Annotated in this window: 14 protein-coding genes and 1 pseudogene; 8 read left to right on the forward strand and 7 right to left on the reverse strand. The window is 62.0% G+C overall.

Annotated features, from left to right (window positions below; genetic code table 11):
* Positions 1–32 precede the first annotated feature (32 nt).
* From cobS to CIW50_RS04315, 3 genes are all read left to right on the forward strand, one after another.
* Positions 33–1,040, forward strand: coding sequence for a cobaltochelatase subunit CobS (gene cobS, locus CIW50_RS04305; RefSeq protein WP_149529992.1), 1,008 nt, complete (start codon positions 33–35; stop codon positions 1,038–1,040).
* Positions 1,041–1,136: 96 nt separating this feature from the next.
* Complete coding sequence (cobT, locus tag CIW50_RS04310; protein WP_149529993.1) at positions 1,137–3,038, forward strand: cobaltochelatase subunit CobT; 1,902 nt, start codon at positions 1,137–1,139, stop codon at positions 3,036–3,038.
* A gap of 51 nt (positions 3,039–3,089) precedes the next feature.
* On the forward strand, positions 3,090–4,142 hold the full coding sequence (locus CIW50_RS04315) for an esterase-like activity of phytase family protein (RefSeq protein ID WP_149529994.1): 1,053 nt from the start codon (positions 3,090–3,092) through the stop codon (positions 4,140–4,142).
* Between the two features lie 81 nt (positions 4,143–4,223).
* On the opposite strand, the gene CIW50_RS04320 is transcribed toward CIW50_RS04315, so the two are convergent.
* From CIW50_RS04320 to CIW50_RS04330, 3 genes are all read right to left on the reverse strand, one after another.
* Positions 4,224–6,887, reverse strand: coding sequence for a bifunctional diguanylate cyclase/phosphodiesterase (locus tag CIW50_RS04320; RefSeq protein WP_502707377.1), 2,664 nt, complete (start codon positions 6,885–6,887; stop codon positions 4,224–4,226).
* A 187-nt stretch (positions 6,888–7,074) separates the two neighbouring features.
* Positions 7,075–8,565 (reverse strand): sensor domain-containing diguanylate cyclase, encoded by a 1,491-nt coding sequence (locus CIW50_RS04325; protein ID WP_149529996.1) that lies wholly within the window; start codon positions 8,563–8,565, stop codon positions 7,075–7,077.
* 240 nt (positions 8,566–8,805) lie between these two features.
* Positions 8,806–9,525 (reverse strand): SDR family NAD(P)-dependent oxidoreductase, encoded by a 720-nt coding sequence (locus CIW50_RS04330; protein ID WP_172980209.1) that lies wholly within the window; start codon positions 9,523–9,525, stop codon positions 8,806–8,808.
* 389 nt (positions 9,526–9,914) lie between these two features.
* Between CIW50_RS04330 and CIW50_RS04335 the strand changes: the two genes are divergently transcribed.
* Positions 9,915–10,853, forward strand: coding sequence for an AraC family transcriptional regulator (locus CIW50_RS04335; RefSeq protein ID WP_246664134.1), 939 nt, complete (start codon positions 9,915–9,917; stop codon positions 10,851–10,853).
* A gap of 66 nt (positions 10,854–10,919) precedes the next feature.
* On the forward strand, positions 10,920–11,552 hold the full coding sequence (locus tag CIW50_RS04340) for an HAD-IA family hydrolase (RefSeq protein WP_172980210.1): 633 nt from the start codon (positions 10,920–10,922) through the stop codon (positions 11,550–11,552).
* Positions 11,553–11,705: 153 nt separating this feature from the next.
* On the opposite strand, the gene CIW50_RS04345 is transcribed toward CIW50_RS04340, so the two are convergent.
* The 3 genes and pseudogenes from CIW50_RS04345 to CIW50_RS29725 all read right to left on the reverse strand — a co-directional run.
* Positions 11,706–12,041, reverse strand: coding sequence for a PepSY domain-containing protein (locus CIW50_RS04345; protein ID WP_149529998.1), 336 nt, complete (start codon positions 12,039–12,041; stop codon positions 11,706–11,708).
* A 176-nt stretch (positions 12,042–12,217) separates the two neighbouring features.
* Entirely contained in the window at positions 12,218–12,697 is a 480-nt protein-coding gene (locus CIW50_RS29720; RefSeq protein ID WP_502707378.1) for an abortive infection family protein, read from the reverse strand.
* Between the two features lie 21 nt (positions 12,698–12,718).
* Positions 12,719–12,934 (reverse strand): annotated as a pseudogene (locus CIW50_RS29725) (AbiJ-related protein); the annotation flags it as partial.
* 237 nt (positions 12,935–13,171) lie between these two features.
* Here CIW50_RS29725 and CIW50_RS04355 point away from each other — a divergent pair.
* Positions 13,172–14,536, forward strand: coding sequence for a hypothetical protein (locus CIW50_RS04355; RefSeq protein WP_149530000.1), 1,365 nt, complete (start codon positions 13,172–13,174; stop codon positions 14,534–14,536).
* 91 nt (positions 14,537–14,627) lie between these two features.
* On the opposite strand, the gene rpmB is transcribed toward CIW50_RS04355, so the two are convergent.
* Positions 14,628–14,930 (reverse strand): 50S ribosomal protein L28, encoded by a 303-nt coding sequence (rpmB, locus tag CIW50_RS04360; protein ID WP_149530001.1) that lies wholly within the window; start codon positions 14,928–14,930, stop codon positions 14,628–14,630.
* A gap of 605 nt (positions 14,931–15,535) precedes the next feature.
* Between rpmB and CIW50_RS04365 the strand changes: the two genes are divergently transcribed.
* Positions 15,536–16,300, forward strand: coding sequence for a DUF3108 domain-containing protein (locus tag CIW50_RS04365; protein WP_246664176.1), 765 nt, complete (start codon positions 15,536–15,538; stop codon positions 16,298–16,300).
* Positions 16,301–16,763: 463 nt separating this feature from the next.
* Positions 16,764–20,228, forward strand: a complete 3,465-nt coding sequence (locus CIW50_RS04370; RefSeq protein ID WP_149530002.1) for a helicase-related protein — start codon at positions 16,764–16,766, stop codon at positions 20,226–20,228.
* Positions 20,229–20,232: the final 4 nt, after the last annotated feature.

Genomic DNA, 20,232 nt, shown 5'->3' on the forward strand with positions numbered 1-20,232 from the left:
GGTTTCGGGATATCCGGGACCACGGAGGATTGATGACCGCCGCCTCGACCAAACTGCAAGAAAAGCCCGACGCGTTGACTGGCATACCCGACAAGATGGTGTCGGTGCGCAAGGTATTCGGCATCGATTCCGACCTCGAAGTGCCTGCGTTCTCCGAATCCGACCCGCATGTGCCGGATACCGATCCCGATTACCGGTTCGATCGCGCCACCACGCTCGCCATTCTCGCGGGCTTCTCGCGCAACCGCCGCGTGATGGTCACCGGCTTCCACGGCACCGGCAAGTCGACCCATATCGAACAGGTCGCCGCACGTCTCAACTGGCCCTGTGTCCGCGTCAATCTCGACAGCCACATCAGCCGTATCGACCTCGTCGGCAAGGACTCCATCGTGGTCCGCGACGGCAAGCAGGTCACCGAATTCCGTGACGGCATTCTGCCCTGGGCGCTGCAGCACAATGTCGCGCTGGTGTTCGACGAATACGACGCCGGCCGCCCGGACGTGATGTTCGTCATTCAGCGCGTGCTGGAAGTCTCCGGCCGCCTGACGCTGCTCGACCAGAACAAGGTCATCAAGCCGCATCCGGCATTCCGCCTGTTTTCGACCGCCAACACCATCGGTCTCGGCGATACGTCGGGCCTCTATCACGGCACCCAGCAGATCAACCAGGGCCAGATGGACCGCTGGTCGATCGTCACCACGCTGAACTATCTGGCGCATGACGAGGAAGTCGAGATCGTGCTGGCGAAGGCCAAGCATTATCAGACGCCGGAAGGCCGCGACATCGTCAACAAGATGGTGCGCCTCGCCGACCTCACGCGTAACGCCTTTGCCAACGGCGACCTGTCGACGGTGATGAGCCCGCGCACGGTGATCACCTGGGCCGAGAATGCCGACATCTTCAACGATATCGGCTTCGCTTTCCGCGTCACCTTCCTGAACAAGTGCGACGAACTCGAGCGTCCGCTGGTCGCCGAATTCTATCAGCGCTGCTTCAATGCAGAGCTGCCGGAGAGTTCGGTCAACGTGGCTATGACCTAAGACGTCTTCTTCCCCTCTCTCCCAAGAGAGGGGAATGCACCTCCGCATTCAATCGGTTGCCCCGCATGCGCGGTGACGACCCGCGCAAAGGCTGCGATGAGCACGACGACGACCAATAAATTTCGCACCGGCGCCAAGGAAGCGCCGACCGAGCCGTTCAAACGTGCGGTAACGTCGTGTTTGCGCGCGATTGCCAAATCGTCCGAGCTCGAAGTGACCTTCGCGGCCGAACGGCCGGGCCTGTCGCCGGGCAAGGCCCGACTTCCCGAACCTGCGCGAAAGATGAGCAAACGCGATGCCGCCATCGTGCGCGGCCATGCCGACTCCATCGCGCTCAAGCTCGCCTGTCACGATCCAAAAGTTCACCGCAAGCTGATGCCGGGTAATCCGCAGGCGCGTGGCGTGTTCGAAGCCGTCGAGCAGGCCCGTGTGGAAGCGCTCGGCTCGCGCCGCATGGCTGGCGTGGCGAAAAATCTTACGGCGATGCTTGACGATCATTTCCATCGCGGCAAGTTCGACGAGATCACCGACCGCGCCGATGCGCCGCTGGCCGATGCGCTGGCGATGCTGGTGCGCGAGCGACTGACGGGTCTCGCGCCGCCGGCCGCCGCGAAGAAGATGGTCGACCTCTGGCGACCGGTCCTCGAAGACAAGATCAGCGGTCGCCTCGACCAGCTCGATCAGTTCGCGGAGAACCAGGCCAAGTTCGGCGATGCCGTGCATGACCTGTTGTCGGCGCTGGAGCTTGGCGACGATCGCAATGCCGAGCCGGATGACGAGGAGAGCGAGGACGACGAGCGTCAGGGCGAAAACGATCAGGCTGGCGCCGAAGGCTCGCCGGAAAGCGACGCCGCGCAGGAAATGAGCGCCGATCAGGCGCAGCAGTCGTCCGAGGAAATGTCGGATAGCTCGATGGAGAGCGCGCAGGCCTCCGCTTCGGACACGTTCGACGAAGATGGCGAGATGGGCGACGAGGACACGCCTGGCGAAGCCACGCGTCCGAATTCGCATGGCAAGAACGAACCGCGCGGCCCTGAATATCACGCCTTCGCGCCGAAATTCGACGAAGTCATCGCCGCCGAAGATCTCTGCGATCACGATGAGCTCGAACGGCTGCGCAGCTATCTCGACAAGCAGCTCGCGCATCTGCAGGGCGTCGTCGCGCGCCTCGCCAATCGCCTGCAGCGCAAGCTGATGGCGCAGCAGAACCGCGCCTGGGACTTCGACCTCGAGGAAGGCATTCTCGATCCCGCGCGCCTGTCGCGCGTGGTGACCGACCCGCATCATCCGCTGTCCTTCATGCATGAGAAGGAAGCTACCTTCCGCGATACGGTCGTCACGCTGCTGCTGGACAATTCCGGCTCGATGCGGGGCCGCCCGATCACGGTGGCGGCGACCTGCGCCGACATTCTCGCGCGCACGCTGGAGCGCTGCGGCGTCAAGGTCGAGATTCTGGGATTCACGACGCGCGCCTGGAAGGGCGGGCAGTCGCGCGAGGCGTGGCTCGGCGCCGGCAAGCCGGCCAATCCCGGCCGCCTCAACGATCTCCGCCACATCATCTACAAGTCGGCGGATGCGCCGTGGCGCCGCGCACGCAAGAATCTCGGTCTGATGATGCGCGAGGGTCTGCTCAAGGAGAACATCGACGGCGAGGCGCTCGACTGGGCGCATAAGCGCCTGCTCGGCCGTCCCGAGCAGCGCAAGATTCTGATGATGATCTCCGACGGCGCCCCCGTCGACGACTCCACACTGTCGGTCAACCCCGGCAACTATCTGGAGCGCCATCTGCGCTATATCATCGAAGAGATCGAGACCCGCTCGCCGGTCGAACTGATCGCCATCGGCATCGGCCACGACGTGACGCGCTACTATCGCCGCGCCGTGACCATCGTCGACGCCGAAGAACTCGGTGGCGCCATCACCGAGAAGCTGGCGGAGCTGTTCAGCGAAACGGCAGGGCCGGCACCGAGCCATGGTCGGCGACGCAAAAAGAACTAGGCTTTACAGGATGGGTTTTGCTTTGCTCTACCCATCCCCCATGGCCATCGCTTGACCGCTCATCTCACCCGTCGTCACTTTCTTGCAGTTGTGGCTTCAGCAGCCACGCTGCCATCGCTCGCCCGCGCGCAACCCGTTCCGGTGCCGGCACCGCCATCGGCCCGTGCGCCGGTTTCTATCCAGATCGACGCGCGGCCAATTCCTGCTTTCGATACGCGTGACCATGCGCATACCCGCTTCGGGTCGCTGCAATATCGCAGCGGATTGGTCCTGACATCGAGATACAAGGATTTCGGCGGTATCTCCGGTCTTCGACTGGATGACAAGGGCGAGGGTTTCATTGCCATCAGCGACAAGGGCAACTGGTTTACCGGCAAGATTGCCTATAGCGGCGATACCATGGTCGGCATCGTCGATGTCGAGGCGGCGCCGATGCTGGGTACCGATGGCAAGTCGATCGCGGCGCGCGGCTGGTACGACACCGAGTCCATCGCGGTGGATGGGCCGACGGTCTATATCGGCCTCGAACGCGTGCATCAGATCCTGAAATTCGACTTCGGCCGCGATGGCGTGCGTGCCAAAGGCGAGCCGATTCCGCAACCGCCGGGTATGCGCAAGCTGCCGAACAATGGCAGTCTCGAAGCACTGGTGATGGTGCGCAAGGACAGGTTCAAGACGTCGCCGCTGGCAGGCATGCTGCTGGCGATCTCGGAGCGCGGGCTCGACAGCGCCGGCAACATCTCGGCCTGGATTATCGGCGGCAAGGCGCCGGCGAACTTCTCGGTCCGCCGCACCAAGAATTATGACATCAGCGATGCGGCGTTGTTGCCATCCGGCGATCTGCTGCTGCTGGAACGCAAGTTCTCGCTGTTCGGCGACACCGGCGTTCGCATCCGCCGCATTCCCTTCGCATCGATCGTGCCGGACGCGGTCATCGACGGCCCCACCATCTTCGATGCCGATCTGGGTTATGAGATCGATAATTTCGAAGGGCTCGACGTGCATGTCACGTCGGAAGGCGAGACGGTGCTGACGTTGATCTCGGACGACAATTTCTCGATGCTGCAGCGAACCCTGCTGATGCAGTTTGTATTAGTGGAGTGAGGGGCTGTTAACACTTCTCCCTTGCGCGAAGCGAAGCTTCGCTAGAGGGGAGAGGTGAAGAAGGCGGGCTACGAAAAACGCCTAAGCTGCCGCCTCGGTCGCCTTGGCCTGATGCGCGATCAGCAACTCGCGTACTTCGCTCGCGGGTTTGGCGGCGCTGAACAGATAGCCCTGCATTTCGGTGCAGCCGAGCGCGCGCAGCAACTCCTTCTGCCGGAGCGTTTCGACGCCTTCGGCCGTGGTCGTCATGTTGCGCGACGTCGCGATATTGACGACGGCCTGTACAATCGAGGATGAGCACTGTGCGTCAGCGATGTCGGTCACGAAACAGCGATCGATCTTGATCTTGTCGAACGGGAAGCGCTGCAGATAGCTGAGGCTGGAATAGCCGGTACCGAAATCGTCGAGCGCAATGCGCACGCCGATCTCGCGCAGCCCGTGCAGGATTTCCAGCGCAGTGTCGTCATCGCGGATCAGCACGGCCTCGGTGATCTCGAGCTCCAGCCGCTGCGCCGGCAGGCCGGATGCGGCGAGAGCGGAGATCACCTTCAGTGCCAGTGACGCGGAGCGGAACTGAACCGGCGAGACATTGACCGCCACCCGGATGCCGCAGGGCCAGTTGGCAGCCTCGGCACAGGCGGTGTTCATCACCCATTCGCCGAGCGCATTGATGATGCCGATATCTTCGGCGACCGGAATGAACTCGGCCGGCGAGATCATGCCGCGTTCGGGATGGCGCCAGCGCAGCAGCGCCTCGCAGCCCACGACGGTGTCGTCGCGCAGCGTCAGCAGCGGTTGATAATAGACTTCGAACCCGCCTTTGGCGAAGCCATCGCCGGCCGCGTGACGCAGTTCAAGCTCCAGCGTGCGGCGGGCCTGCACCCGCGCATCCATTTCGGGCTCGAAGAAGCGGAAGGTGCGGCGGCCATCGGCCTTGGCGTCATACATCGCAAGGTCGGCGTTCTTGAGCAGCGTATCCAGATCGGTACCGTCGCGTGGCGCCAGCGCGATGCCGATCGACGCATCGGTCAGCAGGCTGTGACCGAGACAATCGAACGGCTGGCGGATCGTATCATAGATGCGGCCGACGAGATCGGTGATGTCGGCATGGGTTTCGACGCCGGTCTGCACGATGGCGAATTCGTCACCGCCAAGCCGCGCCACCACATCGGAGCCGCGCACGCAGGCGCGCAGCCGCAGCGCAATGCCCTTGAGCAGTTCGTCGCCGACGGGATGGCCGAGCGAATCGTTGATGCCCTTGAATTCGTCGATGTCGATATAGAGCACCGCGCATTGTGCGCCGCGCGCGACCCGCGTCAATTCGCGTTCGAGTTCGTTGCGGAACAGCGTGCGGTTCGGCAGGTCGGTCAGCGCATCGTAATGCGCCAGATGCGCGATCTTCTCCTCGGCATTGCGCCGCTCGGTGATGTCTTCATGGGTCGCAACCCAGCCGCCATCGGCCACCGGCCGCGACGAGATCTGGATCGCCCGGCCGTCCGCGGTGTGCATGACATTGACGCTCGAACGCCCGACGTCGCGCATCACCTCCGCGACATAGGCGTCCACATCTCCCGCAAACGAGCCGGTTTCTTTGCGATGCGCGATCACGTCCCGGAACGGACGGCCGGCTGTGATGACGTCGCGCGACAGCCCGTACATGTCGAGATAGCGCTGGTTGCACACCACCACGCGCGCTTGCGCATCGAACAGCAGCAGACCTTGCGTCATGTTGTTGATGGCAGTGTCGAGACGCATTTTCTCCAGCGTCGTCTGCAACTGCGCGGCGAGGTTCTGCTGCTTGATGTGGCGGATCATCAGATAAATCAGGCCCGCCAGGATCAAGGCCGACAGCGTCGCGAGGGTCACGAGAAATTTGGTCTGGTCGCGCCAGTCGGCCAGCGTGCCGTCCACCGTCGTGGTCGCGATCAGCGCGATCGGAAAGTTCTGCAGCAGGCGGATCGAGCCAAGGCGATCGATATTGTCGATGGGGCTGACGGTGCGGATGGTCGCGGGCGCGTCGCTGAAGCGCAGGTGCTGCACGAGCGGGCCGCTATTGATGACCTTGCCGATCGACGAGGGCATCTGCGGGTAGCGCGCCAGCAAGGTGCCGTTGCGGTGGAACATCGCGATCGTCGCGTTCCCGCCGAGCGTGACAGATGCAAAGAATTTTTCGAACTGATGGGCTTCGACGCTGCGCGTCACAATGCCGAAGAACTCGCCTTTAGGCCCTGAGATGCGACGTGCGAAAAGGGTTTTCCACCGGCCGGTGATGCGACTCAGGACGGGCTGCACGATCTCTTCGTCATTGGCGAAGCCCTGCAATTTCAGTGTCTGGAAATATTCACGGTCACTAAGGATCAGATCCGGCGCCGGCCAGGCGCCCGTCCAGCTGACCAGACGGCCGTCGGCATCGAGCACAGTGATGTCGCCGGCGAATTCGTCATCCACCTTCGACTTCAGCATCATGTGGGATTCGTAGCTCGACATGCTGCTGGCAAAGCTGTGGACCGACATCACGCCGTTGGCGAGAAGATGAGCCGTGAGGCTCTTCTGGATGCGCTGCAGATCCTGGAATTGCTGATCGAAATGCCGGCTGAGCAGCAGTACGGTATTTTCAAGTTCGCGGTTGGAATTGTCGAGCGTGCGCTGACGGAAATTGTTCACGGTCATCGCCGTGCCGCCGGCAATGATGATGATCAACGCCGCACCGGCGAGCACGAGCCAGCGTACAGGCGCACGACGCATGGTCGATGGCCCATCGCCATGTTCGGCGGAGCGCGGCGCTGAATCGCGCACGTCGTTCGTCATTGACCTCCCCAGCAGCCGCATGGATCCCTACCCCTTATGCATAGGGATACCGGGCAAGGGTGGAAGACGCGTTAGCAAGTCAGGTGAATCAGGGATTAATTACAACCGTAAAAGCGGTATCTCGTTACGCTGCAAGGTCTTTTTGCTGCGGTGCGGCCGGCCAGGTCTGGTTGCGGCCCTGCGCCTTGGCGGTATAGAGCGCACCGTCAGCATTGCTGACCAGGTCGTTCGAGGTCGTCAGCGATGAAGGCATCAGGCACGCTGCGCCGACGCTGATCGTTGTCGTGGTCGTGCCATCACGCTCGAGATTGGCCACATCGATGCGAATCCGTTCGCCGAGGTCGATGGCTTCGGCGAGCGACAGACCCGGCAGGATCAGCGCGAATTCCTCGCCGCCATAGCGTGCCGCGCAGTCGCTGGCACGCTTGGCATGCCGGGCGATGCTCCAGGCGATCCCGCACAGAACGAGGTCGCCGGCCTGATGGCCGAAACTGTCGTTGAAGGCCTTGAAGTGGTCGGCGTCGATCATCAGCAGCGAGATCGGCGCGCGGGTGCGCTGGGCGCGCTGCCATTCCTTTTCCAGCACCACATCGAAATGACGTCGGTTGGCGAGGCCGGTGAGGCCGTCGGTCATGGCGAGGCGCGCCATCCTGTCTTCCATCTCGCCGCGCTTGCCCATCTCGCGCGCCAGGATCAGCATCAGCGCGCAGGCGATCAGGCCGAGCGCACCCATGGCGCCGCCGATCTGCAGTGCATCCTTGCGCCATTGGCCGAAGATGACGTCGGTGGACCGCCCCACCATCACGATCAGCGGATGCGCGCCTTCACGCCAGACGAACAGCCGCTCGATATCGTCATTGGAGGCGCGCCCCACATAGGAGCCGGAGAAATAGGCCAGGGCCTTCTGCACGCCGCGCATTTTGCTGACGTCGCGGCCGATCACGTCCATGTCGAACGGCGCACGCATGACGATGACGCCATCCTGCCGCAGGACGGTGATGACGTCGGCGGGTTCGAGCTGCAGGCGATCGACCATCTCGTGGAAATAATTGTAGCGGATGAAGCCGGAGACGACGCCGATGAAAGTCCCGTCGCGCGCTGCAATACGGCGGCTCAGCACGATGCCGTAACTGCCCTGATGCAGCATCGGCTTGGAGATATAGAGGCCGAACAGCGGATCGCGTTTGTGGACCTTGAAGAATTCGTCGTCGGCGAAATTCTGCTGCTTCGGATCCAGCGTCGACGAATCCAGGGTCACATTGCCGGCCACATCCATCACCTGGATGGCGCCGAAATGGCGTGCGGTGGCGGCGTGGTCGAACAGGATCAACTGCCGCATCGGCCGCGAAATCTCGACCAGTTCCGGCGTGGTCATGTTGCTGGCCACATTACGCAGCGAGAGGTCGTAAAGTTCCACATTGCGGGCGACATCGGCATCGATGCTGGAGGCGAGGTTGCCGAGCGTCTGGTTCGCCAGTTTCTCGTCGCCGCGCCGCATGCTCATCAGCACGCTGCCGCAGATCGCGGTGAAGCCGACAACGACGATCGCCGCAGCGGCCAGCAGCCAGCGCGGGGAGATCCGGCGAGTCGTCTCAGATGTATTACGGGCCAGCATTGGCTTTCGTCGATCAAAAAGGACTGCGTTACAATTACCGACGCATAGCATCAGAACCGGTAATTCTTTGACAGCTACGCGGTGATCAACAGCTTCGTTTCGCCGTTTTGCGGCGGGCGGTTAATGGGATGTGAAGAAAATTCGCAGGCTTTGGTCGGCGAACGCGCCATATGAAATGCGGGCGTGCCGTGTGGACACGCCCGCAATGTCGGTGGGAACCTGGAAAGCTGCTTCCCGGCGTCACTGCATGGCGCCGGCCACCATGCTGTCGCGGCCGGAGCGAAACGCGTTGTCGTCGCAGGTCAGCGCCACGGCGATGTCGGCGATGCCGTCGGTTGCGTGATTGCGCGCCGCGGGCAGGGCGATGAACTGCCGGTTGCGCACGCTGCCGTCGAGCACGTCGATGGCGGCGGGTTCCTCGGGGCCGAGCATCCCCGGCGCGATGGTGCTGACGCGGACGTTGCGCGTGCCATAGGCGCGCGACAACCCGCGTGTCATGGCATCGATGGCGGCGTCCGCGCCGGGGTCCGGCATCGCTGCGGGCGCTGTCGGAATGCCGTCGAGCGCGGTGAGATTGATGATGCTGCCGCCGTCGATGCCGAACATCCGCACCGCCTCCTGGCACATCAGCATGGCGCCGAACACCTTGAGCTCGCGCTGCCGGCACTGGTCGTCATCCGAGCCTGCGTCCTGCATCTCGCTGCACGCGAAGGCGCCGTTGTTGACGAGGATATCGAGCCGACCGAAGGTCGCCGCGATCTCCTCATAGAGCCGCCGGATGTCCTGCCAGCGGGCGATGTCACCCTGTACGGCGATGGCGCGGCCGCCGCGCCATACGATTTCGGCGACGACCCGCGCCGCGCCGCGGGGATCATTTGCGTGATGCACGATCACCGCCGCGCCTTCCGCGCCGAAGCGCCGTGCGATGCCCGCGCCGATGCCGTCCGCGGCGCCGGTCACGAGCGCAACTTTTCCTGCCAGTCTTGTCATGGCATGTCCTTGAATTGGGATGATGTCTGTCTTGATCGGTCTGTCTGACGTGTGTCGGCGTCGATCCATCCGGGCGCAATCGCGTCCCGACCGCAGTCTGGACGCGCAAGGCGGGGAGTTCGACCCGATATCCGTGCTGGTGGTGCCTTAGGCCCTGGCAGATCCGAGGCCCGCGGGCGGCTCGCCGATCTGCTCTGTGGCTGATGGTGTTATCGCAAATGCGGGCGCGCCAGCGTTAGCGCGATCCTGCATCTGTTTTGCACGATCCTGCAAAAGTGATGACGCAGCCATTTCCCCGCCACGGCACTGCACCTAGATACACCTCGGCATAAAAGGCCTGCCGCGTGAGGGGTTTGCGTGTGACCGAGACGATTCGTGAGATTGCCGACATCATTGCCCGTTACGCCGCCAATGGCAGCGATTACGCCGCGGGCATGAAGAGCCTGTTCCTGAAGCGTCAGGCCGAGCCGACGCAATTCGTGCATACCGCGCAATGGCCGTGCTTCGGCCTCGTGGTGCAGGGTGCCAAGCGGCTGCAACTGGGCACCGAGACCTATGACTATGCGGCCGGCGATTATGTGCTGGTGTCGCTCGACCTGCCGATGTCGTCCTGCATCGTCGAGGCTTCCGAGGCGGAGCCGCATCTCGGCATGGGCCTCGCCATCGATCCGCAGCATCTCAAGGATGTTCTCGGCCGGTTCGGCCAGGGCGGCGGTCACGGCCAGGCCCATGGTCCCGCGCATCCGCAGCTCCCGGAACGCGGCGTCGTCGTCGCCAAGGCCTCCGCCGATCTGCTCGACGCGACCTTGCGGCTGTTGCGCCTGCTCGACCGGCCGCAGGACATTCCGGTGATGGCGCCGCTACTGGAGCAGGAAGTGCTGTATCGCCTGCTCGTCGGCCCCTATGGCGCGCGTCTGCGGCAGATTGCGCTGGCCGAAAGCCCGAGCAACAAGGTCGCGAAGGCGATCTCCTGGCTGCGCAGCAATTATGCCAGCCCGTTGCGCATCGAGGATCTCGCCGACCGCGTCGGCATGAGCGAATCGTCGCTGCATCACAATTTCAAGACCGTCACCGCGATGACGCCGATGCAATATCAGAAGCAGCTGCGCCTGCACGAGGCGCGCCGCCTGATGCTGGTGGAGCGGCTCGACGTCGGCAGCGCCGGCTACGCGGTGGGCTATCAGAGCCCGTCGCAATTCTCGCGCGAATATGCCCGGCTCTACGGCCAGCCGCCGATCCGCGACGTCGGCTCCGCGCGCGGCCCCGTGCTCGGAGGCGAGGCCCGCGTCGCGGGGTGAGTCTGGTCCCTCGCATTGTCGCGTGCTAGCGCTCATGCAACAGCAACGCACACGCAAGGGGCGGGAATGATCGAGGCGGTGATCTTTGATTTCGGCGGGGTGATGACTTCCTCGCCCTTCGAGGCCTTTGCGCATTACGAGCAGACCAACAATCTGCCGAAGGACATCATCCGCCGCACCAATGCCGAAAACCATTTCGAGAACGCCTGGGCGAAATTCGAGCGCGCCGAAGTCGATCTCGCCACTTTCGACGCGCTGTTCGCGGCCGAGTCCAAAGCGCTCGGCGCCGAAGTGCCGGGCCGCGATGTGGTCAAGCTCCTGAAGGGCGAGATCCGCCCCGAAATGGTCGAGGCGCTGCGCCGCATCAAGGCGGCGTTCAAGACCGGCTGCATCACCAACAACCTGCCGGCCAATGCGATGGGCTCGACCGATGGCCGCGCGCTCTATGTGGCTGAGGTGATGGTGCTGTTCGATCACGTCATCGAATCCGCCAAGATCGGCCTGCGCAAACCCGATCCGCGCATCTACACGATGATGACCGACAAGCTGTCGGTCGATCCGAAAAATTGCGTCTATCTCGACGACCTCGGCGTCAACCTCAAACCCGCGCGCGAGCTGGGCATGACCACCATCAAGGTGACGAGTGCCGCGCAGGCGCTGGCCGAACTGGAAGCCGCGACGGGATTGAAGCTGACGTAAAGCCGCACGCACCGGCGGATATGTCGCTCCCCCCAGGCGAAGCTGCGCTTCGCTAGGTGGGGAGGGGAGACACCATGAGCAGTCACGCTTTGATCAAATACACAAAAGCAAACGGCGCGCTCATCGCGCGCCGCCTGCTCACATCCCACCCGATCAGATGATCGAACGATCCACGTGGCGCACCTCGCCGGTGCGCGCGTCGATATCGACCTGGATCCACTTGCCGTAGCTGTCGCGGCCCTCGATCTCCCATTCGTTGTCGTCGTAATGGGTGTTCTGCACCGTCACCACGCCGATCCCCGACGCGATCGCCAGCGCATCCTGCAGCGTCAGCGGGCCGGACGGTACCGGCATCATGGCCGCCCGCGGGGCCGGCTGGCGGACATAGACGTCGGCGGCGAGCACAGGCGTCGCTGTGCCGATCGCGCCCGCCAGTGCCAGCGGAAGCAAGGCCTTCGAAAACACGGCCCTTTTCAAAATCTGTTGCATCGGAATCTCCTCATCTGTCCCACGCGCCGCATGCGGCGCAGCCGGGTTAAGAACGATGCACGCTGCACTGCGTTCCCGGAGGAAATGAGGCGATGTTGTGGGACGGAAAAGATCAGGCATCGGATTTTTCTTCACGATGCTTCGCTGGCCTGCCCGTTTATGCCTGAAATGTGGCTTCACTTCTCATTGTGAGTCTCTACCAGAAACACTGCGAGCGTGGATGCGGCATTGACCACCAACCGAGCGTGGCGCGGTCCGAGACCTGTTGATCGCGAAGGTTTACCGTGGCCTGTTCCGTAGTGATTGCGCAGTTCGGCAACGCCATTGGCGACTGTCGCTAGATTACTCAGAAGCCGCTTGATAATTTCAGATGCTTTAGCTTGGTCGGCAATGTCTGACGGCGTGAGCTGAAGGGATTTGACGGTAAGCTTCACCAATTCCGGCAGGTCAGCGCTCTTGCTGTAGACAACACTACGTTCTGTGAGAATTGTTTTACATACCGATTCAACCAATTCCTTCGCTGTCCCGATTGCGAGGTCAGGGTCGGCATTAGTTGCCCCCTCCATTCTTGTGATCTGTCGCGTTAGATAGCCTGGGTCAGTTGCACCTATCACTTCGTTTGCTGCCTTGATCGCAGGTGCTGCCGATGTTCCCACATAGCGACCGGCGAATACCGGTTTTCCGGACAGATGTGCCTTTTCGACTAGTTGGAAACCGTCATTATCAAGGTATTGGTTGAATAGCTGCTTGAAGCGTTCAACTTCCGTCACGTCCGACCGCACGATCGGATGTAGGGTCTCACATAAAAAGGTAAGGTAAGCGTCGTCATCGCCATTCATCAGACTGAAGCGGGGGTCATAGAAGACCCACATTGGGTCCCAGTCGCTATTATTGACCCGGTGTTTCGGCCTTCTTCTTTTCGATGGTGCGCTTGAGCAGCACGGCCTTCTGGGAGAGTTAGCGCTCCTTCGCCTTGATCAGGTAGGCGTCGAAGCAGCCGCGGTGATCGACCGACTCCCGAAGTAACCTGCACCAACTCATTCGGCGCTTGGGCGATCGTTTTGGTTGTGTAATAGAATCGCGCAACTTATAGCTAATGGATTGCCATATTTTTTTAACGAGGGAGCGCCATGAATAAATTCCATTTGGCTTGTCTTGCCGTTCTTCTGCCAAGTAGCGCCCACGCAGAAAAGGTTCTTATTGATCGCGATAATAGCGCAAGTAGTGGAGTTGAGATTGTGGCGGGCGGATGGAATCGTAAGGCTCACACAGATAACACATACAAAGCATTCGATGATTTTAAGAAGGGCGGGCTGGGAAAGTATGACTTCTACTATTCATTGGAGATCGTGCCGCAATTCTCTCCTGACTATAAAGACTGCAAGAGCAATCCGAATTTTCTGAGCTATGTAAAATCTTTCTTTGGTATCGCGCGCGGCTCTATCATGGTTATTCGCACGTCCATCGATTATCGCTGGGCGACAGGATCTAGTATTTCTTTGTTGCCGGACAAGAGCGCCCTAATTCTCAGTGCTACTGGTGCAGATTCCACGAAGGCGGCAATTGGAAGCGGGTGTTACTTCGACCACACCAAGCGACCAACATTTCCGCTTGTGCAGTACCGCGGTGGCGATGCTAACAGTAGTTTTGATGACTTTCAGCTCAAGCTGAGTGTCGAAGCAGCGGCGGTCCAAGACTACAAAATTGTAAGCAATGTTACCTCGATCTTCAGTGATGTCAGTGCGGCGAGCGCCTATAATGTTGGGCTTGCTGGGTTGGCCAGTCCTGCCTTCAAGGCCTTTCAGAATATTGCTGAGAATTTTCAAAAGAACTTGAATGCTGCGGGTACGTACGCGGATCAAGTCTCGGTCATCCACACGATGCGTGCGCGTGGAAATCCCGACGACAATCGAGTTGTCATAACGATCCCAGCAATGTTTGGTGGAAATCCACAAAACGGTAGCTTGGCTATCTATATAAAACGCATGGCTTCAATCGGCTTGGCGGGTGATCCGACTCCGATCAAGCCTGACGACGTGCTAACGAGCATAGAACTCGCAAGTCGCCAGTGTCCTCCTCAAAAGATAGCTAGTTCGGGATGTGACGCTACTAACAGTTCAGTTAGAGAGGCTGTTGCTACAGCCCTAAAAGCGGTTGATGACGCGATAGTGGCTACATCGCCGGTGGCGCAAGTGTTTGACCTAACAACCGATGGCCGAAAATCGAAGGTTTATGATCTCTGCCAATCGATTCGGACGGTTGCTCGAACAAAGCTCCAGCTAAGTACGTTGGACGAAATGCTGGTCCGGTGGGCAATTACCAAAGATAGCGGCCTTCAGGCCGAGCTTTCTGACCCATCGAAGGCTGCTACTCTGGCGGCCGCTCAAAAGCCAAAGGCAGTAACGGTCGCTGATCTTAAGAATATGTGTTGGAATACAGGTGACGATGAGACGTTGAGGGCAGTTGCTAAATCTTTGAAGCGAAGCCTTTCTTAGAGCAATTCTTTCCTACCCCTCAAACACAGAACGGCCGGATCTCGCGATCCGGCCGTTCTGTGTTTGGAAACTTAAAGTCTGATCGAAGGGCTCAGGCCGCGACTGTTGCGGTCTCCGCCTTCTTCTTCTCGATGGCGCGCTTGAGCAGCACGGCCTTCTGCGACAGCTCGCTCTCGCGGGCCTTGATCAGATAGGCATCGAAGCCACCGCGGTGGTCGACCGACTTCACGGCATTGGCCGACACGCGCAGACGCACGCCGCGGCCGAGTACGTCGGACAGGAAGGTCACATTGACCAGGTTCGGCAGAAACCGGCGCTTGGTCTTGATGTTCGAGTGGCTCACCTTGTGGCCCACCTGGGGGCCCTTCAGTGTCAGTTCACAGCGCCGAGACATGGCGAAAATCCTCTGTCATCCCCGCAGCTAAAAGGCGAAGAGCCCAAAGCCGGGCAGGGGTTCAAAATCACGTCCATTTCAGGAGTGGCGGACGTATAGGGGGCTTGGCCACGATCGTCAAGATATCTGGCCCAAGATAACAGGCCAAGATACCGGCCGGCTCAAGTCGCGGCAAACCGGCAAAGACCGCTGTCTTCGCCCGCGGTATAACCCGTCCTGCGAGCGGAAACCACATGGAATTCAACGCCGTTCCCATCATATAAACGACGTATTCGGGCTGGAAACAGGCTCTCCAGCCCAATGACGCGATGCGGCCCTGCGCCTTGAGCCGGGGATCGCCGACCAGGTGATATCAGCAAGTGAGCCTTCGCACGCCCCGCTTTGTGACCCGACCGGTGACGCCCGCGCGGACATCCACGTCTGCAAGATGGCGGTTTGCCTGGCTTTTCCAGGCGCGCCTGGGCGTGCAACTCGCCGTCGCCGCGGGCCTGATGCTGCCGGTTTTTCCGGTGAAGGCCTCGGCGCAGGCGCAAAGCCAGATCCAGGGTCAGACTCTCGGCCAGGCCCCGGCCGCCGTGCCGGTTCAGGCCCCCGCGCAGGCGGTGATGGCGGGCGGCAAGCTGGAGGCCAAATATGAAGCCAGCCTCGCCGGCATCGCGGTCGGCAAGGGCCAGTGGGCCATCGACATCACTGAAGACCAGTATTCCGCGACGGCCAGTGGCGGCACCGCAGGTCTGCTGAAAGCATTTTCCGGCGGCTCGGGCTCCGGCCAGTCCACCGGCCGCGTGGTCGCGGGCGCGCTGGTGCCGTCGACCTATAATGCCACGACGACCTCCGCGAAGAAGTCCGAGACGATCAAGATGCTGATCACGCCGGGCTATGTGAAGGAGTTCTCCATCGAGCCGGAGCCGCCGCTCGATCCCGAGAAGATTCCGATCACCGATGCGCATCGCCGCAACGTGATCGATCCGATGACCGGCTCGCTGCTGCGCGTCGCCGGGTCAGGCGAATTGATGACGCCGGATTCCTGCCGCACCGGCACGTCGATCTTCGACGGCCGCATGCGCTACGATCTCAAGCTCGACTACAAACGCATGGAAAGCGTGAAGGCCGAGAAGGGCTATCGCGGTCCGGCGATCGTCTGCGCCGTCTATTTTACGCCGATCGCCGGCTATGTGCCTGATCGTGCCGCCCTCAAATATATTGCCGCCCAGCGCAATATCGAAGTGACCCTGGTGCCGATCGCCGGAACCCGCGTGCTGGTGCCGTATCGCATGACGATCCCGACCCCGCTCGGCGTCGCCATGCTGGAAGCCACTGAATTCGTCACCACCCCCGCGCCGGCCAAGGCCGTGGCGAAGACGAACTGAGTTGAACTGAGAACCTGAGACGGCGACCGGGCGGACAGAGGCGCGATGGGCGCTGTGGAATCGCCGTGGAACGGCGCGTTTGTTGCCGCCGGATGGCCGCAGCTTGGCCGCAAGACCGGACCCCCCATGGAGGGCCTTTTCGCCGCTTTTCTTGCGACTTTCCTGCAGCCGGCTTGCGACTTTCTCGCGACCGGGCGCTTGACTCACAGCCGGTTCGGAGTCCGTGCGCTGTTCATAACTTGAGGGATTTGTCGGCCCTTGTTGCGCTGTCACAAACTTGATCTAGTCAGTCTCGGAGAATGTCAGCGCGAGATGTTGGGGTGATGCGGCCATGGAGATGCCGAGTCGTCGATTCGGGCCGCTTTCGTTCCGGACTCGTTCCAGACCATCCAAATACGCGGCTCTGAAGCGTCGTAAGCTGTCTCCATCTTGACAGTAGGCGACGCGGAAATATCTGAAAAACATGGCCTTTTCGTCTTCTCCGCCCACGCTGTCCAACGGCAGGGCCCCCGGCGCCGGCGTCACCGCGGTGCTCGGCCCCACCAATACCGGCAAGACCCATCTCGCCATCGAGCGCATGCTCGCGCATTCGTCAGGCATCATCGGCCTGCCCCTGCGGCTATTGGCCCGCGAGGTCTATAACAAGATCGTCGACCGCGTCGGGCCACAAGCTGTTGCGTTGATCACCGGCGAAGAGAAGATCAAGCCCGCCAAACCGCGCTATTGGGTGTCCACCGTCGAGGCGATGCCGCGAGATCTCGACGTGTCGTTTCTGGCCGTCGATGAAATCCAGATCGCCGCCGATCTGGAGCGCGGCCACGTCTTCACAGATCGCATCCTGCATCGCCGCGGCCGCGACGAAACGCTGCTGCTGGGCGCCGCCACCATGCGCCCGATCATCGAGCGTCTGCTGCCCGGCGCCAGCATCGTGACGCGGCCACGGCTGTCGCATCTGGAATTTGCCGGCGATCGCAAAATCACGCGGCAGCCGCGCAGGACAGCGATTGTCGCGTTTTCCGCCGACGAAGTTTATGCGATCGCCGAACTCATCAAGCGCCAGCACGGCGGCGCTGCGGTGGTGTTGGGCTCGCTGTCGCCGCGTACGCGCAACGCGCAGGTCGCGATGTTCCAGAACGGTGACGTTGACTACCTGGTGGCAACAGATGCGGTCGGCATGGGCCTCAATCTCGACGTCGATCACGTCGCGTTCGCCAGTGACCGCAAATATGATGGCTATCAATTCCGCCGCCTGACGCCGTCGGAATTCGCACAGATCGCCGGCCGCGCCGGCCGCGCCACGCGCAACGGTACCTTCGGCACCACGGGCCGCTGCGAACCGTTCGAGCCTGAATTGGTCAATCAGCTGCAGAACCACATCTTCGAGCCGGTGAAGGTGCTGCAGTGGCGCAATTCGAAGCTGGATTTCTCGTCCATCGCCTCGCTGCAGGTGTCATTGGCCGAGGTGCCGCGCCACGAGGCGCTGACCCGCGCGCCGATCGCCGAAGACCTCCGCGTGCTCGATCATGCCGCCCGCGATCCCGATGTGCGCGATATGGCGGTCGGCAAGGCCGCAGTGGAGAAGCTGTGGGACGCCTGCCAGATTCCGGATTACCGCCGCATCGCGCCCGCTGCACACGCAGAGCTGGTAGTCACTATCTTCAACTTCCTGATGCAGCGCGGGCGCATCCCCGATGCCTGGTTTGGCGCTCAAATCGCGCAAGCGGATCGAACAGACGGCGATATCGACACGTTATCGGGCCGAATCGCGCAAATCCGGACCTGGACATTCGTGGCAAATCGGCCGGATTGGCTGTCAGATCCTGATCATTGGCAGGGAATTTCGCGTGAATTGGAAAATAAACTGTCAGATGCCCTTCATGAGAGGCTCACAGAGCGTTTCGTTGATCGTCGTACCAGTGTATTGATGCGCCGCTTGCGGGAAAACACGATGCTGAATACTGAAATTGGTAAGACGGGCGAAGTGATCGTAGAGGGCCATGTGATTGGCCGTCTCGACGGATTTACATTTTTGCCCGATGCGGCCGAGGCTGGCTCGGATGCGAAGGCCTTGCAGGCTACGGCGCTGAAGGCGCTGGCCGGTGAGATCGACGCCCGCGCCGAGAAACTGGCGAATGCGGCAGACGATCAGTTCGTGCTCGCCTCCGACGGCACAATGCGCTGGACCGGCGACGCAGTGGCGCGTCTGGTCGCCGCCGATGACGTGCTGCATCCCCGTCTCCGTATCATCGCCGACGATCGCCTGTCCGGCGCGCCGCGCGATAGCGTTCAGGCTCGCCTCGATCTCTGGCTGAAGACGCATATCGAGAAGCTGCTCGGGCCGCTGTTCGATCTCACCAAGGCCGAAGATATCACCGGCATCGCGCGCGGAATCGCCTTCCAGCTCACCGAAGCATTGGGCGTGCTGGAGCGGCAGAAGATCGCGACCGAGATGAAGGATCTCGATCAGCCATCGCGTGCCGTGTTGCGGAAATACGGCGTGCGTTTCGGCGCCTATCACATCTATATCCCCGGTCTGCTGAAGCCTGCGGCGCGTTCGCTGGCCTCGCTGCTGTGGGCGCAGAAGCAGGACAATGTCGACATGTCGGCGCTGTCCAATGCGCAGCATCTCGCAGGCTCCGGCCGTACGTCCTTCCCGGTCGACAAGCTGCTCGATCGCGATGCCTATCGCGTGCTCGGCTATCGCCAGTGCGGCGAGCGCGCGGTGCGCGTCGATATTCTCGAACGTCTGGCCGATCTGATCCGTCCGGCGCTGGCCTGGCGCGAAGCCTCGCCGGGCGACAAGCCTGCCGGTGCTTTCGATGGCCGCCATTTCGTGGTGACGCAGGCGATGACCTCGCTCACCGGTTCGGCCGGCGAAGACTTCGCCTCGATCCTGCGTGCCCTGGGCTATCGCATGGAGAAGAAGGCGCCATTGCCGCCGGTACCGCCGAAGCCGGTCGCTGCGACGACGCCGATCGAGCCGAAGACTGACGACAAGGCGGAGGGCGTGGCTGCCGATGAGCCCGATGCCACGGCCGGGTTCGCTGCCTCCGACGCACCCGCTGATGAGACGGTTGTTGCTGCTGAAGCGACCGCCGAAGCGGCTGAGACCGCCGAGATCGCTGCCGATGCAGCGCCGGCTGAAGAAATTGCCGTGGTTTCATCCGCGTCACTGCTGCCTGAAGTCGCTTTGGTCCCGGTCGTCGAGACCGAGACGGCTGCAGTTGAAGAGCCCGCCGTCGCGGACACGCAGCCTGAAGCTGCCGCCGCCGCAGAGGTTGTCGAGGCGCCCGCCGCTGTCGTGGGCGAGGCGACTGAAGCTGCTGCTGCACCCGCCGAAGGCGCGGTCGCTGCAGAGCCCGAACTGGTCGAAGTCTGGCGCCCCGGTGGCCGTTCGGAAGAACGCCGCCCGCCGCGCCATGATCGCAACCGCAATCGCCACCATCGCAACACCAACGCTCCGCAGGGCGCTGCGCAGTCGGCTCCGGCCGAAGGCGCTGTGGCCGATGGCGAGAAGCGCGAGCGGGACGATCGCAACGGTAACGACCGCAACGGTAACGACCGTGGTGGCCAGGGCCGTCGCGATCGCAACAACAACGAGTTCCGTCGTCCGCGCAGCGATGCGCCGGGGGCCACTGCCTCCGCCGAAGGCGCGCCGAATCGCGACAACCGTGGCAATCGCGGTAACCGGGATAACAAGCCGGGCGAGGGTGGTCGTCCGCCGCGTGAGCGCTTCCAGGGCAAGGGCAAAGGTAATTTCAAGGGCGGCGACAAGGGCCGTGAGGGCCGGGGCAACGATCGCGGCGGTGCGACCCGTCCGTTCGCCACATCGGCCGCACCGCGCGAAAGGGACCGTCCGATCGATCCGAACTCCCCCTTCGCGAAACTCGCTGCGCTCAAGGAACAACTCAGCGGCCGCAAGGATTGATGCA

This window comes from Tardiphaga sp. P9-11 (assembly GCF_008329525.1).
Classification (GTDB): Bacteria; Pseudomonadota; Alphaproteobacteria; order Rhizobiales; family Xanthobacteraceae; genus Tardiphaga.